We start from the raw sequence: 15,192 nt of genomic DNA on the forward strand, positions 1-15,192 counted from the left end.
AAGCAAAAATCTTAATGTCCAGACTTAGCATCGACATCCTGTTTCACGTGGCTAAGATATTTGGTACAATAAGCACCAAAAATCAAGATCACAAGATAACAGAACACTGGAATAATAAAAGAATGTTGTACTCCAAAAGTATCTGCCAGATAACCCTGGAAAATTGGAACAATCGCGCCTCCTAAGATGGCCATTACGACCAAAGAAGAACCTTGGCTCGTATATTTTCCTAAACCGGAAATCGCCAAAGTATAAATATTAGAGAACATAATCGAGTTGAAAATCCCGATTCCTAAGATGCTGTACATTGCCATTTCACCGTGATTCAGCATCGCTGAGATCAGTAACAAAACGTTGATTCCTGCAAAGATAGACAGCGTTCTCGCCGGAGCAGATTTTCCTACGAAGAATGCTACGAAATTCAAAGCAATAAATACCAAGAAGAAACTAATCTGTGCAAACGTTAAATCAACAATACTGAAAATCACCAGGAAAACTGCCGCAGCTGCACCAAACATATACAAAGCCTTTTTACCTTGGCTAATCGAATGATTCAATGAAATTGCACCTAAAAATCGCCCGATCATTGCACCACCCCAATACAGGGAAAGATAATTTTTACTTACCACTTCAGAAAGATTCATCACTTGTGGCTGTTCCAGAAAGCTGATAATAAAGCTTCCTACTGCCACTTCTCCGCCAACATAGCAGAACATCGCTAAAACTCCGAACCTCAAATGATTATGCTGCAAAGCACCAAAACCTTTTACTAATTCTTCGCCTTTTACCTGGAAATCTGGAAGCTTCACTCTTGAGATTAACAAAGCAACCAATAAAAGAATCGCTGCAAAGATCAGATAAGGAATTTTAGTTGCTGCCGCAGAGAAAGATCCGTCCGGAGCAGAAAACAACTCGAAGATCAGATGTCCGCCCAAAACCGGCGCAATCGTTGTTCCGAAAGCGTTGAAAGCCTGCGTCATATTCAGTCGGCTGGATGCGGAATCTTCCGGTCCTAAAAGAGAAACGTAAGCATTTGCGGTAATTTGCAATACTGTAAATCCTAATCCTAGAATAAATAATGCCCCTAAAAATAGTGGATAAGAAGCGAAACTTGCAGCCGGATAAAACAACACACAGCCTAAAGCCGCCAGGAAAATCCCGAAAAGAATTCCTTTTTTGTAGCCCACTTTATCAATCGGGTCGCCATTGGTTGTTGAGATCAAAAAATAGATCAGCGAGCCGATAAAATAAGCTCCGAAGAAACAGAACTGCACTAGCATCGATTGAAAGAATGTCAGATTGAAAAGCTGTTTCAGGTAAGGAATGAGGATATCATTCATACAAGTGATGAATCCCCACATAAAAAACAAAAGGGTAATGGTAATCAGAGGTATTGTGTAATTCCTCTTCGATTGTACTTCATTCGTCATAATCATTCATTTAAAATAGGTTTAAATATAGTCTGTTTTATTGATAAAAAACTCACTTTGGGATATTAAATTTCATATTACTTATCATATTTTTTAGCAAACAAAACTATTTGAATAAGCAAAATCTGTATAAGGTTTTCCAAAACCAAATTCATAAGAAATAACTTACATAAACATTTACTGATAAGTCAGACCCGGATTGTTCGCAGAAATTCTCATTAATCCAGTAAGAATCAATCATAAATATTAAAAAATTCCCAAAAATACTTTCGATTTTTTAAATTTTATTTTTCTTCAATATTTTTATTAATATTTTTGTAACATTGCCCCCATAAACAGACAGATGGATTCTAAAGAACTAATACTAAAACGATCAGAAGAAAATAAACAGTTATACATCCCTAATTTATCAGCCGATCCTGTCATCTTTGGCTTCGATCAAAATGAATTGAAGGTTTTACTCGTGAAGATGAACTATAGAAAGATGTGGATTTTGCCTGGTGGATATATTAAAAAAGATGAAGATCTGAATGATGCTGTTGTAAGAATCCTGAAAGAAAGAGCCGGTGTGAATGCAGTTTCTTATCTTGAAGAGTTTGCTGTATTTGGGAAAAAGAACAGAAGTGAAGGCTATTTCGAAGATTTTGATGAGACTTTATTCCAAAAGCAGAGGTTCATTACAATAGGTTATTATGCTTTATTTAATCCTTCTAAAATTGATCTGGCTACAGATGAGTTCAGTGAGAGTTGCGAATGGATTTATCTAAGCCAATTGCCTGAAATAGAAATGGCGATGGATCATAAAGAAATTGTAGAAAAAGCGCTTTTAGCTTTACGAGAAAAAATATCAATCAAACCAATAGGATTTAATTTATTACCTGAAAAATTTACGCTTTCTGAGCTTCAGAAACTTTATGAGGCTATTCTTGGAAAAGAATTAAACAGAGGAAATTTCTACAGAAAAATCAAAAACCTTGGAATTCTAAGGAAATTGGACGAACAAAGACGTGGCGGAGCTCATAAAGCGCCGGATCTTTATTCTTTTGACGAAGAGAATTATAACAAAGCACTTGAAAACGGTTTGACAAGCTGGTAATCATAATCAGCTTTAAAATAAAAAAAGAATCATTAAATAATTAATGATTCTTTTTTGTTTATGTGATATTTAAGGATTTTTATTCGCAAAGAATAATTCCTTTATCATTATTAAATTCTAAAACTCCGCTTTTAATTTCGTAAGAAAATGCTGATTTAGCTTCAGTTTCTTTAGTCAAAAACTTCTGATAAGCAGAATCTACTTTCTCTGTGTAGATTTTCACTTTACCGTGTACTAAAGCTGATACAATCGCTGCGTGATTTTTAAATATTTGGAACTCCCCGCTTTTTCCGGGAAGAAGAACTGAGTCTACTTGGCCATCAAAAACAACGTATTCCGGAGTTAAAATTTTTATATTCATTTTTTATGAAATTATAGATTGTAGATTTTAAATTATAAATTATTGAAATTCAATCTAAAATCTAAAATTTGACATTTAAAATTAATTAAGCGTTTTCAGCTAACATTTTTTGTCCAGCTGCGATCGCTTCTTCGATAGTTCCTTTCAAGTTGAAAGCAGCTTCCGGATATTGATCCAACTCACCGTCGATGATCATATTGAATCCTTTGATGGTATCTTTGATATCAACCAAAGATCCTGGGATACCTGTAAACTGTTCAGCAACGTGGAAAGGTTGAGACAAGAATCTCTGAACTTTTCTAGCTCTGTAAACTACCAATTTATCTTCTTCAGACAATTCTTCCATACCAAGGATTGCAATAATATCCTGCAATGCTTTGTATCTCTGAAGAATTTCTTTTACTCTTTGAGCACAGTTATAATGTTCTTCACCAATGATTTCTGGAGCCAGGATTCTTGACGTAGAAGCCAATGGATCTACCGCTGGGTAAATACCTAATGAAGCAATTTTTCTATCTAATACTGTAGTTGCATCCAAGTGAGCAAACGTTGTTGCCGGAGCCGGGTCAGTTAAGTCATCCGCAGGTACATAAACTGCCTGCACAGACGTAATAGATCCGTTTTTAGTTGAAGTAATTCTTTCCTGCATCGCACCCATTTCAGATGCAAGCGTTGGTTGGTAACCTACCGCTGATGGCATACGACCCAAAAGTGCAGATACCTCAGAACCCGCTTGTGTAAAACGGAAGATGTTATCAACGAAGAAAAGTACGTCTCTACCTTGTCCTGTTTCTCCACCGTCTCTATAATATTCAGCTAATGTCAAACCAGACAATGCTACTCTAGCTCTTGCTCCTGGCGGCTCGTTCATCTGTCCGAAAACGAAAGCTGCTTTAGAATCTTTCATCGCTTCAAGATCTACTTTAGAAAGATCCCAACCTCCATTTTCCATAGAGTGCATGAACTCGTCACCATATTTGATAATCCCGGATTCCAACATCTCTCTCAAAAGGTCATTTCCTTCTCTAGTTCTTTCTCCCACTCCTGCGAATACAGAAAGACCACCATGTCCTTTCGCGATGTTGTTGATCAATTCCTGGATCAATACTGTTTTTCCTACACCTGCTCCACCGAACAATCCGATTTTACCTCCTTTTGCATAAGGCTCAACAAGGTCAATTACTTTGATACCTGTGAAAAGAACTTCTGCAGAAGTTGATAATTGGTCAAATTTTGGTGCTTCTCTGTGGATTGGCAAACCTCCTTCTTTTGACAAATTCTGGATTCCGTCAATCGCATCTCCAACAACGTTGAAAAGACGACCGTTAACTTCATCACCAACCGGCATTGTAATTTGTTTTCCTGTACCAGTTACTTCCTGACCTCTTTGAAGACCGTCGGTAGCATCCATTGCGATACATCTTACCATATCCTCACCAATGTGCTGCTCAACCTCTAAAACAACTTTTTCTCCGTTGCTTTTAGTGATTTCTAAAGCGTCATATATTTTTGGTAATTCTTCAACTTCATTAAAAACCACGTCGATAACCGGTCCAATAATTTGTGAAATTTTTCCTTTAATTTGGTTTGCCATTACTAAATTTTTACTTGTGCGCAAAGATAATAAAAGTTTGTTAATGAGCATTGTCAGAAAAAAAGATTTTTATCATATTTGTATGACATTATTAAACACCATTTTTCGGTGTATTTTTACACAGGCAGACTTATAACGTTTTGCTATAAAATTCAGGATTTGAAAATCATCAGAGATCTTACAGATTACCACTCTACAACACCTTTAGCATTATCATTAGGAATGTTTGACGGTGTTCATTTGGGACATTTATCTATCATCAATACTTTAAATGAAATTGCAGAAAAAGAACATCTTGAATCTGCAATTCTAAGTTTTTGGCCACATCCGAGAAAGTTTTTGAATCCAAATGATGATGTGAAAATGCTCAACACGCTTGAAGAGAAATTAGAATTACTTGAAAAAAGCGGAATCAAAAATATATTTCTGAAAACTTTTGATGAGGAATTTAGAAATTTGACAGGAACAGAGTTTTGTGAACAGGTTTTGGTGGATAAGCTCAATGTCAAACATATTATAATAGGATACGATCATACATTCGGGAAAAATAAAAGCGGAAATTTTGAATTGTTGAAATCCCTCTCTGATGAATTAGGATTTAAAGTCAATCAATTGGAAGCTGTTCAGACTAATGATCTTAATATTAGTTCTACAAAAATCAGAATCGCATTGTCAGAAGGCAGAATCAGTGATGCTAATAAAATGCTGGGTTACCATTATCCTTTGACCGGAAAAGTCATTCACGGAAAAAAACTAGGCAGAACCATTGGTTATCCAACTGCGAATATTGAAGTTCCAGTCAATAAACTTCTTCCAAAAAAAGGCGCTTATATTGTTGAAGTTTATATCAACAATCAATTCTATAAAGGAATGCTGAGCATCGGAACCAATCCAACCATCGACGACAAAAATCAATCTTTACATACCGAAGTTTATATTCTGGATTTTGACCAGGATATTTATGATAAAGAAATCACAATTAAATTTCGAGACTTTCTCCACGATGAAATTAAGTTTGAAGGTTTGGAAAAACTGATTGAAAGATTGGATGAAGATAAAAAGCTGACGAAAGAATTTCAGTTTTAAGAAATAAAAAAGGATAGCAATTGCTATCCTTTAATTTTATATTTCCGATGAAAATTATTTCAAAGTAAATTTGATTTTTGTTCTAATATCAGAAGACGAACTTCCAATCAAAGCTTCGAAATCGCCTGGTTCAGCAACCCAATCGTGTTTTGCAGGATCAAAGAAGCTCAATGCAGATTTATCAATTGTGATAGAAACATCTTTAGATTCTCCAGCTTTCAAATAGACTTTATCAAATCCTTTCAGTTCTTTCAAAGGTCTTGGCAAAGATGATTTCAAATCACTGATGTATAATTGCACCACTTCTGCTCCATCAACTTTACCATTATTTTTAACATTTACCGTGAAAGTGATTTTATCATTAGCTGTTAATTCAGATTTGTCTGCTTTTACTTTTCCATACTCGAAAGTGGTGTAACTCAAACCGTGTCCAAAACTGAATAATGGTTTGATATTCTTCGTATCGTGCCAACGGTAACCCACAAAAATCCCTTCATTATAAGTAATATTGATAGGATCTTTCAAATCTTTTCCTTTTCCAGCAGCTAATTCAGCCTTGTTTCCAGGGTACTCTCCCAAAGCGTGTGCCGAATTATCTTCCAATTTCACAGGAAAACTGAAAGGTAATTTCCCAGATGGGTTTACATCACCAGCCAAAACTGCCGCAATTGCGTGACCAGATTCTGAACCCAAATACCAAGACTGCAAAACTGAAGGCACTTCTTTGATCCAAGGCATTGCAACTGCATTTCCAGAAACTAAAACTACTGCCAAATTTTTATTCGCTTTTGCTAAGGCTGAAATTACAGCATCCTGATTATATGGCAAACCGTAACTTTCTCTGTCCATCCCTTCTGCATCCTGATGATCACTCTTGTTAAGACCACCAACAAACACTACAAAATCGGACTCTTTTGCCAATTTTACAGCTTCAGCAATTAATTCTGCAGAAGAACGCGTTTCTTTCAGATCTTGTCCAGATTTCACACCATTGTAATCTCCTCCAATATCTCCAACGTAACCTCTTGCATACACCACTTCAGTTTGTTTCCCGAAACGTTCTTTGATTCCGTCAAGTGGTAAAGTTTCATATTTTACTTTCAAAGAAGAACTTCCGCCGCCAACAGTCATCATTTTGATGGCGTTCTCTCCTATTACTGCGATTTTCTTAGTCTTAGATAAGTTGATTGGTAATGTTGCTTTTTGATTCTGAAGAAGAACAATTCCTTCTGATGCAATTTGTTTTGCTGCAGCAATGTGATCTTCTGAAGCGATAGAACCGAAAGGCTTATTCTTATTCATTGATGTTTTGTAAGCCAAACCAAGAACTCTTCTTACCTTGTCATCCAATTCTTTAGTTCCAACTTTTCCGGATTTAATCAAATCCAAATAAGGTTTTGCTAAATAATAATTCTCATAAGCATTGCTTGTTCCTTTCGATAACCCATTGGTCCAAGTTCCAAATTCTAAATCCAAACCATTATGAATTGCTTGGTCTGTATCTAAAACGGCACCCCAATCGGAAACCACAACGCCTTTGTAACCCCATTCGCCTTTCAAAATATCATTCAGCAAATATTGATTATGACTGGCGTGCTGACCTTTATATAAATCGTAAGCTCCCATAATCGTCCAGGAATCACCTTCCTGAACTGCCGCTTTGAATGGCGGTAAATAAATCTCATACAACGCTCTGTCATCCACAATCACGTTGCTCGAGTGTCTGAAAGTTTCCTGATTATTCAATGCGAAATGTTTCACACTCGTCGCAACACCATTTGCTTGCACACCTTTGATATAAGGCACAACCATTTGAGAAGTCAAAAACGGGTCTTCTCCCATATACTCGAAGTTACGGCCATTAAGAGGTGTTCTGTAGATATTAACACCCGGTCCAAGAATTACATCTTTTCCTCTGTATCTCGCTTCTTCTCCAAGAGATTTCCCGTAGATAGAAGACATATTTCTGTTCCAAGTTGCGGATAATGCTGTCAAAGCCGGATAAGCAATAATAGAATCATTGGTCCAGCCCGCTTGGTCCCACTCATCCCAAAGCACCTCTGAACGCACACCGTGAGGTCCGTCAGCAGTCCAAAGTTCTGGAATTCCGAGTCTTGGAACGCCGTGCGAACTGAATTTGGATTGCGCGTGAATGATGTTGATTTTTTCCTCCAAAGTCATCCTTGACAGCGCATCTTCGATACGCTGCTCCACCGGTTTGGAATCATCTAAGTAAATTGGTGTTTTTTTCTGAGCGAAACTAAACTGCGACATACAGCTTAATGCAGAAAGTAATATTAATTTTTTTATCATAAATTTTACTCTTTTCTAATCGAATTTTTAGAGTGCCTAATATACAAATTATTTTATTATCTCATAATGAGAAAATAAAAACTCATAAGAATTAAGGGAACTGGAAAGTTAATTAAAATTAGAAATCTGTTAAATGAACGCTTTATAACAAAAAAAGAAATTAACTGTTGATAATTTCCTCTTTTAATTTTTTAGTCAAAGAATTAAATACCAAATCGTAGGAATGATCAATGAGCTTTATAATCAAATCTTTTTTGAGACCTTCACATAGAATAGAATTCCAATGCGTTTTGTTCATATGATAAGCTCCGGAAATCTGAGGATGATTTTCACGAAGTTCTTCGCTCCACTCCGGATCAGCTTTTGCAGAGAATGTTGCAGGTTGTTTTTCTAAAGAAATCAAAAGAAACATCTTACCGCCAACCTTGAAAACCAAAGTCTCATTATCAAAAGGGAAACCTTCTGTTACAGCTTTTTTGGATAAACAATATTCGCGGATTTCTTCTGTTTGCATAATTAAATTTTCAAATTCCCCATTACTCCTTCATTAGTCATTTCATCAATAAATCCAAGTTCAAGTCCAGACCTTGGATCAATATTCTTATGCTCTATAATATTATCACTCAAAGATAATTTTTCTCTTAGTTTGGGAATATTTAAAATTGTATCAAAATAAATCCAAACAGAATCAACATTTGACCAAGCTTTTCCAATAAAATTGATTGTAATCCTTTTCTTAATCAGATAACTGATTACTTTCTTTAGCTCTTGAGATTCGATAATATTTAATGGATTTCTAAAATATTGTTCAAAAGTTAATATCTCATTGCCAATATTTGTTTCAACTTGTAAACTATCTACTACAGTTCTACTCAATGTACCATTAAGCGTGAGTATAGAATCTTGTTCATTTAAAGTATTTTTTAATGAAGTCAAAATTCTATTTTCCGGAATTTCATAAATTAAGTCTTCCAGTTTTTTTAATAATTTGTTTCTTTCAATTAGAAAATTCATCTAATATATTAGAATTTAAAAGTATTCTTAGGAAGTTCTTTGTTGATTTCGATTTTATTGATCATCATTACATAATCACTGTCTTTTTTAGGCGAAGACGATTCGATTCTGTAAGGCATCAATAAGTTTCCTACTTTTCTGTAATCGGAATAAGTCAGGGTTTCGTCTTTCTTGATTTCACGGAATAACATATAGTTTTTAACATCAAAAAAGTAAATGGTTTTATTCACATTTTTCGTCAATTCTACTTTGAAATAAACTTGTTCTCCGATTTTTTCTTTACCTAACAGTTCCGCTTCAAAACCTTTGTTTTCCCAGTCTATAAAGTCATTATCAAAGCTCTCAGGAATGTAATCGTTATATTTTTGCAGCTTATTCTGAGCGTAGTTCATTGCGTAGCCATTTGTCCCGTCATAACCTTCAACTGGTGTTTCTTTTCCACCCATTACAATAGCCGTCTTGGTAAGATTCGGGCGTTGCTGATAGATTTTCATTAAGTAAGAATCATTAACTCCCAAAGTTACCCGGCCTTGTATCTGAACCGTATTCAGAAGTTTCCAATTGGTAAGTCCGCCAGAATTTTCGATATTTTTATCAATGATATCTTTTGCAGATTGAGCAGAAATAGTAATACAAAATATGACAGAAAATATGAGAATTAATTGTTTCATTCAGAATTTTTAAGGTTGCTAAGATAAAATTTTCAATTGGCTTCTTGTCTTAAAGAACGTTAATTTTAAAATTAATAACGACTAAATCAAATCAGTTTTTTGGCTTTCTCCAAATCTTCTGGCGTATCGATTCCAATCCCAACAAAATCCGTTTCTACCATTTTAATTTTCATTCCATTTTCCAAGTAGCGCAATTGCTCTAATTTTTCCGAAATTTCCATAGGCGTCATTTCCAAAGAAGAAAATTTAATCAAAGCTTCCTTTCGGAAAGCGTAAACGCCGATATGCTTGTAATACTTAACATTATAAGACAATTCTCGATGAAAAGGAATTACAGAACGACTGAAATACAATGCAAATCCATTATTATCCGTAATCACTTTGACATTATTTGGATTTTGAATTTCCTCAGTTTCTTTTAATTCGATTTTCAATGAAGCTAAAGAAATTTCCTTCTTATCATCTTTAGAAAAAACGTCAATCAATTGCTTCAAAGGCTCCTTTTTGAGGAAAGGCTCATCGCCTTGAACATTAATCACAATATCACATTCTATATTTTGAATAGCTTCTGCAATTCTGTCGCTTCCTGTTTCGTGTTCACCAGTCATTACAGCTTTTCCGCCGTTTTTAGAAATTTCATCAAAAATCAATTCAGAATCTGTTGCTACAAAAACATCATCAAACAAACCAGTTTCCACAACATTTTGGTAAGTAGTAGTAATAACGGTTCTATCTCCTAAAATCTCCATCATTTTACCCGGAAATCTTGTTGAATTATAACGAGCAGGAATAACTGCGATAACTTTCATATTAATGAATATATTTTATTAAAAAAATGACTCCATAAATCCAAGATATGTATAATGTGGAGTAAAAAAATCCAAATCCTAAACTTTTAGCCAGATTATCTTTACACTTTTTTGAGTTTTTGAATATAAGCCTCAAAGCTCTGAAATAAATCCAGTAAACAATTGCTAATAAGAGTAATAAAACAGACCAGAAGAAAATACCTACAAAATATAGAGCAAACAAAATTACTACTGTAAATGCAATCCAAGCCAATATAGATACAATAATACCTCCTATTCCATCTGCATCAATGCTTGGAACATCAACGTCTGGAGTAAAATCGGAGGTAGATTTTATTCGTTTATTAAAATTATCTTTTGTGAAAATCTTGCCAAAATTATCTCTCAATTCAACTCCTCTATACAAGCTAATACTTACGAAAAGAAAAAATGCAATCGCAAGAATAGAAGTTGAAAGAATCGAATTTTGAAATAATGTATGATGAGAATTATTTCCTGAAATCCAAACACTTAAAATCACTAATAGAATAATTACTATTGATAAATAGAAAGTAAATTTGGTTTCAAGAAAAATTTTATTCTTCATTTATAAAATGACAATTTCTACTGGTTATTTTTAATAATAGATTCCAATCTATCATCAGGTTCAAAATCGAGAACATCAATTAGCTTTACTTTTTTAAAATCTTTATGAAATGTATTAATGACCACATTCCAATTCTCCGGAACCAGAGCCGACGGAACTTTCAAACAAAGCTTTTCATTGTTGTCAAACCAAGTATTTCCAATATTTTGACAATCGGAATAATTCCTAAAATCTCTCCAGCTTTTAGATAATTCTGAGGTTTCGACAATTTGAAATTCCGAATTATTAGGAATTTTAACGACCATAATCCTAAAATCCTTATTGAATCCCAATCCTTTACGATGCGCCAACGTTTCCAAATAGGCCAAAGATATACTTTCCGAAGTGTAAAGTACTTTTTTACCTTGTGAGTTCCATCTTCCTTCCAGTCCACTTGCAAAAAGTGAATTAGCGTATTTCTTGTGAACAATTCTATAAACGAGCATTACACAGGATATCCTTGAGCAAGTTTTTCTATCTCTTCATAAATTAAATCTACACCGCCAGAAGTGGAAATAAAATCGATTGGTCTGTCCCCAGAGTTCCAAAAAGGACGGTTCATCCAGAGCGTAAACTCGTCCAGATTTCCAAAAATCTCTTTTCCAAAACTATATAGATTAATTAGTTTTAAAAGATGTTCACTGTAAATTGGGTCCAATTCTTTTTCTTGGTCTCTGTAGTTGCTAATAGTTCTTGGTGAAAGATTGATAACCGATGCCAAAGTTTTCTCCGGCATTTTTATAGCATCTGCAAGGGAATAGAACACATCTGTCTTTAAACCTTCTCTTGCTTTTTTCAGCAGTTTGTAATCGTCCTGTACAGAAAACCGATTGAAGAAGGAAGAACCAACACCGTAAGTGGCCATTGGCTCTTCCACTATTGATTTTTTCGAATTTTCGTTTTGTTTATAATTTGCCATCTCTGTTTTTCTTTACACAAAGATAGAATTTTTTCCAAAACAAAAACGAATTTTTTCCATTTATTTTAAATTTTCTAAAGCTTGTTCCAACTTCGGAAGACAGTCCTTGATATCTTCCAATGAACAACCTCCAACAGACGCTCTGAACCAAGGCACTGACTTATCATTTCCAAATGCTGAGAACGGAACCAAAGCCATTCCTGCATTATTAATCAGATAGAAAACCAAATCTGTAGAATTCTCGATCGCTTTCCCGTCTGGAGTGGTTTTGCCCAAATAATCCAATTTAATGGTCAAATAAAGCGCTCCCATTGGCGAGATACTTTCCACCGCCAATCCTTTCGATTTTAAATCTTGGATTCCTGCGTGAAGTTCTTTCAAACTTGTATTCAGTTTTTGTTTGTAATCATCAAGAAATTTATCCACTGCAGAATCATCAGCTAAAAATTCAGCAACCGCTTCCTGTTCTGGTTTTGGCGCCCAAGCTCCAACATGTGTCAAAAGAGCTTTCATCTTATCAATTACCAAACTAGGTCCGAAGCCCCAACCTACTCTAACACCTGTTGCAGCAAAACATTTAGACGTTCCGTCAACATAAATCGTGTAATCTTTCATTTCCGGGAAAAGACTTACCGGATTGTAATGGTCTTCGCCAAAAGTCAACATTGCGTAGATCTGGTCATACATCAAGTAAAGCGGTTTCTCGTCTGCGCCTCTTTTTTTGTTTTCTTCCAAAACCAATTCACAAATCTCAGACAATTGCTCTTTTGTGAACATCGTTCCTGTTGGATTCAGTGGGGAACAAAGACAGAGCAAAACAGCGCCATCAACATAAGGACGAAGGTCGTCCGCTGTCGGTAAGAAATTATTTGATTCCTGTGTCTGAACTTCAACTGCATCAGCACTTGTCAAATAAGCGTAATGGTTGTTATTCCAGGAAGGAATCGGGTAAATCACTTTATCACCTTCATCAACAATTGTTTTGAAAATCGCATAAATTAAAGGTCTTGAACCAGCCGTAATCAAAATATCATTAGCTGAATAATACAGATTCCAACGTTTTTTAAGGTCATTGCTTACAGAAGATCTTAGAGATTGTAAACCGTTTGCTGGTGGATAATTGGTCAGATTATTTTTATAAGCTTTCTCAATTCCCTGTTTCAATTCGGATGGAATTGGATAGATGTTAGAATTAAGGTCGCCAATTGTAAGATTTGAGATTTGTGCACCTTTGGCTTTCAAATCATTCACTTCATTTCCGATTTTGATGATTTCTGAACCAATCAGGTTAGATGCGAGTTTTGATACTTTCACTGAGATATTTTTTGATGTTGTCCCGGAGTTCATCCGGATTTTTACTTTTTATGATTTGCAAATTTGTTAAATGTAACAGATTAATTCAAGTTACACAACAAAAAAAGTTCTCAAAACTAAATTGCTTCAGTAATTGAGAACTTTAGGTTAAAAATATTTTAGATTATATTTCTATTCTGATAAAATTTCAATTACAGATTAAGGTCCTGTTTCACCTTCGCAATTTTCGCTTCCAACACAGGAAGTTTTGCAACAAAATCTTCTTTGGAGGTGATGCTGTCTTTTACAGAAACATAAAATTTGATTTTAGGCTCGGTTCCGGAAGGACGAACGCAAACTTTGGTTCCATCTTGAGTATAGAAAATCAATACATTAGACTTTGGAATATCGTCCATTACTTTTTTCTCGTTCTTAGAAACTACGAAACAAGTCTGCTCTTTGAAATCCTTCACTTCTTCTACAAAAGAACCAGCAATTTCTTTCGGAGGATTACTTCTAAAATCGCTCATCATTTGCGTAATTTCTTCCGCTCCTGTTCTACCCTTTCTTACGACATTAATCAAGCCTTCGTAATACAATCCGACTTCTTTATAAATGTCAATCATATATTCGTAAACCGTTGTTCCGTTAGCTTTACACCAAGCTGCGATTTCACAAGCTGTCAAAATAGAACCACAAGAATCCTTATCACGAACGAAATCTCCAGTCATAAAACCGAAACTTTCTTCACCTCCGCAAATGAATTTTTCTTGACCTTCAAAATCACGAATCATTTTTCCAATCCATTTGAAACCGGTCAATCCGACTTTGCAGTCAACTCCGAATTTCTCTGCAACATCAAAGAAAACATCAGAAGTCACAATCGTAGAACCGATGAACTCTTTTCCGGTAATTTTTCCTGCTTTTTTCCATTGGTCAAGGATATAATAAGTTAAGATTGTATTAGTTTGATTTCCATTAAGAAGTTGCATTTCTCCTTCAAGATTTCTTACAGCAATTCCCAATCTATCACCGTCTGGGTCTGTTCCGATAACGATATCAGCATTGGTAATTCTTGCCAAATCCATTGCCATAGAAAGTGCAGAAGGCTCTTCCGGATTCGGGGAAGCTACCGTTGGGAAATTTCCACTTGGAATCATTTGCTCTTTAACCAAATCCAATTTGGTAAATCCAGCTTTTTTCAATGCTTTTGGAACGGTTGTATAAGTTGTCCCGTGGATGGATGTGAAAACAATGTTCAGATTATCTCTTCCAACATTTTGGTAAAGAGAATTTTCCATACAAGCATCAATGTAAACATCATCCTGGTCTTCGCCAACCCACTCGATTAAGTCATCATTTCCATTGAATTTGATATCTTCAAACTTGGTTGAATAAACTTCTCTGATGATATTTTCATCATCTGGCGGAACGATTTGTGCACCGTCATTCCAATATACTTTATAACCGTTATATTCCGGTGGATTGTGAGAAGCCGTCAAAACGATTCCTGCATTACATTTTTTATCTCTTACTGTGAAAGATAATTCTGGAGTTGGACGATGTTCTTTGAACAAAAGAACTTTGATTCCGTTTGCTGTCAAAACATCAGCAACAATTTTTCCGAATTCCTTTGAGTTATTACGAACGTCATAAGCAATTGCTACTTTAATGTCACCAGAAAACTGCTGATGAAGATAATTTGCCAAACCTTGAGTCGCTTGACCTAAAGTATATTTATTTAAACGATTGGTTCCAACGCCCATTACACCACGCATTCCTCCTGTCCCGAATTCTAATTCTCTGTAAAAAGAATCCTCTAAATCTGGCGAATTAGAATCAATTAAAGTTTGTACTGCATTTCTTGTTTCTTCATCAAATGCTTCTGCAAGCCAAAGTTTTGCTTTATCTAATGTTGATAATTCTGACATTATTTATAGTTTTTGTTTTAAAATGATATTTTAAACTTTGTCAAAGATTT

Annotated in this window: 15 protein-coding genes; 2 read left to right on the forward strand and 13 right to left on the reverse strand. The window is 35.1% G+C overall.

Annotated elements, in window-relative coordinates:
* Positions 1 to 11: 11 nt before the first annotated feature.
* Positions 12 to 1,430 carry a sugar MFS transporter gene (locus BXY58_RS15515; protein WP_229728463.1) on the reverse strand — a complete coding sequence of 473 codons (1,419 nt, stop codon included), beginning with the start codon at positions 1,428 to 1,430 and terminating at the stop codon, positions 12 to 14.
* Between the two features lie 343 nt (positions 1,431 to 1,773).
* Between BXY58_RS15515 and BXY58_RS15520 the strand changes: the two genes are divergently transcribed.
* The gene (locus BXY58_RS15520) at positions 1,774 to 2,526 is read left to right on the forward strand and encodes an NUDIX hydrolase (RefSeq protein ID WP_120214786.1); all 753 of its coding nucleotides are present in this window, start codon (positions 1,774 to 1,776) and stop codon (positions 2,524 to 2,526) included.
* A gap of 79 nt (positions 2,527 to 2,605) precedes the next feature.
* Here BXY58_RS15520 and BXY58_RS15525 read toward each other — a convergent pair whose 3' ends face one another.
* Positions 2,606 to 2,887, reverse strand: a complete 282-nt coding sequence (locus BXY58_RS15525; RefSeq protein WP_120214787.1) for a FoF1 ATP synthase subunit delta/epsilon — start codon at positions 2,885 to 2,887, stop codon at positions 2,606 to 2,608.
* Between the two features lie 85 nt (positions 2,888 to 2,972).
* A complete protein-coding gene (gene atpD, locus BXY58_RS15530; protein ID WP_120214788.1) occupies positions 2,973 to 4,481 on the reverse strand; it encodes a F0F1 ATP synthase subunit beta in 1,509 nt (502 codons plus the stop codon).
* A gap of 159 nt (positions 4,482 to 4,640) precedes the next feature.
* Between atpD and BXY58_RS15535 the strand changes: the two genes are divergently transcribed.
* A complete protein-coding gene (locus tag BXY58_RS15535) occupies positions 4,641 to 5,567 on the forward strand; it encodes a bifunctional riboflavin kinase/FAD synthetase (protein ID WP_120214848.1) in 927 nt (308 codons plus the stop codon).
* 54 nt (positions 5,568 to 5,621) lie between these two features.
* Here BXY58_RS15535 and BXY58_RS15540 read toward each other — a convergent pair whose 3' ends face one another.
* The 10 genes from BXY58_RS15540 to BXY58_RS15585 form a co-directional block, all read right to left on the reverse strand.
* On the reverse strand, positions 5,622 to 7,880 hold the full coding sequence (locus tag BXY58_RS15540; RefSeq protein ID WP_120214789.1) for a glycoside hydrolase family 3 C-terminal domain-containing protein: 2,259 nt from the start codon (positions 7,878 to 7,880) through the stop codon (positions 5,622 to 5,624).
* Positions 7,881 to 8,040: 160 nt separating this feature from the next.
* Positions 8,041 to 8,394, reverse strand: coding sequence for an MmcQ/YjbR family DNA-binding protein (locus tag BXY58_RS15545; protein WP_120214790.1), 354 nt, complete (start codon positions 8,392 to 8,394; stop codon positions 8,041 to 8,043).
* Positions 8,395 to 8,396: 2 nt separating this feature from the next.
* Positions 8,397 to 8,894: a hypothetical protein gene (locus BXY58_RS15550; RefSeq protein WP_120214791.1), complete on the reverse strand. Its 498-nt coding sequence runs from the start codon at positions 8,892 to 8,894 to the stop codon at positions 8,397 to 8,399.
* A gap of 8 nt (positions 8,895 to 8,902) precedes the next feature.
* A complete protein-coding gene (locus BXY58_RS15555) occupies positions 8,903 to 9,565 on the reverse strand; it encodes a histidine kinase (protein WP_120214792.1) in 663 nt (220 codons plus the stop codon).
* An 86-nt stretch (positions 9,566 to 9,651) separates the two neighbouring features.
* Positions 9,652 to 10,374: a 3-deoxy-manno-octulosonate cytidylyltransferase gene (gene kdsB / locus BXY58_RS15560; RefSeq protein WP_185140480.1), complete on the reverse strand. Its 723-nt coding sequence runs from the start codon at positions 10,372 to 10,374 to the stop codon at positions 9,652 to 9,654.
* Position 10,375: 1 nt separating this feature from the next.
* Positions 10,376 to 10,960, reverse strand: coding sequence for a hypothetical protein (locus BXY58_RS15565; RefSeq protein WP_120214794.1), 585 nt, complete (start codon positions 10,958 to 10,960; stop codon positions 10,376 to 10,378).
* A gap of 17 nt (positions 10,961 to 10,977) precedes the next feature.
* Positions 10,978 to 11,445 (reverse strand): RES family NAD+ phosphorylase, encoded by a 468-nt coding sequence (locus tag BXY58_RS15570; protein ID WP_120214795.1) that lies wholly within the window; start codon positions 11,443 to 11,445, stop codon positions 10,978 to 10,980.
* A complete protein-coding gene (locus tag BXY58_RS15575) occupies positions 11,445 to 11,918 on the reverse strand; it encodes an antitoxin Xre-like helix-turn-helix domain-containing protein (RefSeq protein ID WP_120214796.1) in 474 nt (157 codons plus the stop codon). Before BXY58_RS15575 ends, BXY58_RS15570 begins: the two co-directional genes overlap by 1 nt.
* A gap of 60 nt (positions 11,919 to 11,978) precedes the next feature.
* Positions 11,979 to 13,232: a pyridoxal phosphate-dependent aminotransferase gene (locus tag BXY58_RS15580; protein WP_120214849.1), complete on the reverse strand. Its 1,254-nt coding sequence runs from the start codon at positions 13,230 to 13,232 to the stop codon at positions 11,979 to 11,981.
* Positions 13,233 to 13,423: 191 nt separating this feature from the next.
* Positions 13,424 to 15,142: a phospho-sugar mutase gene (locus BXY58_RS15585; protein ID WP_120214797.1), complete on the reverse strand. Its 1,719-nt coding sequence runs from the start codon at positions 15,140 to 15,142 to the stop codon at positions 13,424 to 13,426.
* Between the last annotated feature and the right edge of the window lie 50 nt (positions 15,143 to 15,192).

The organism is Epilithonimonas arachidiradicis, assembly GCF_003610695.1.
Lineage (GTDB): Bacteria > Bacteroidota > Bacteroidia > Flavobacteriales > Weeksellaceae > Epilithonimonas > Epilithonimonas arachidiradicis.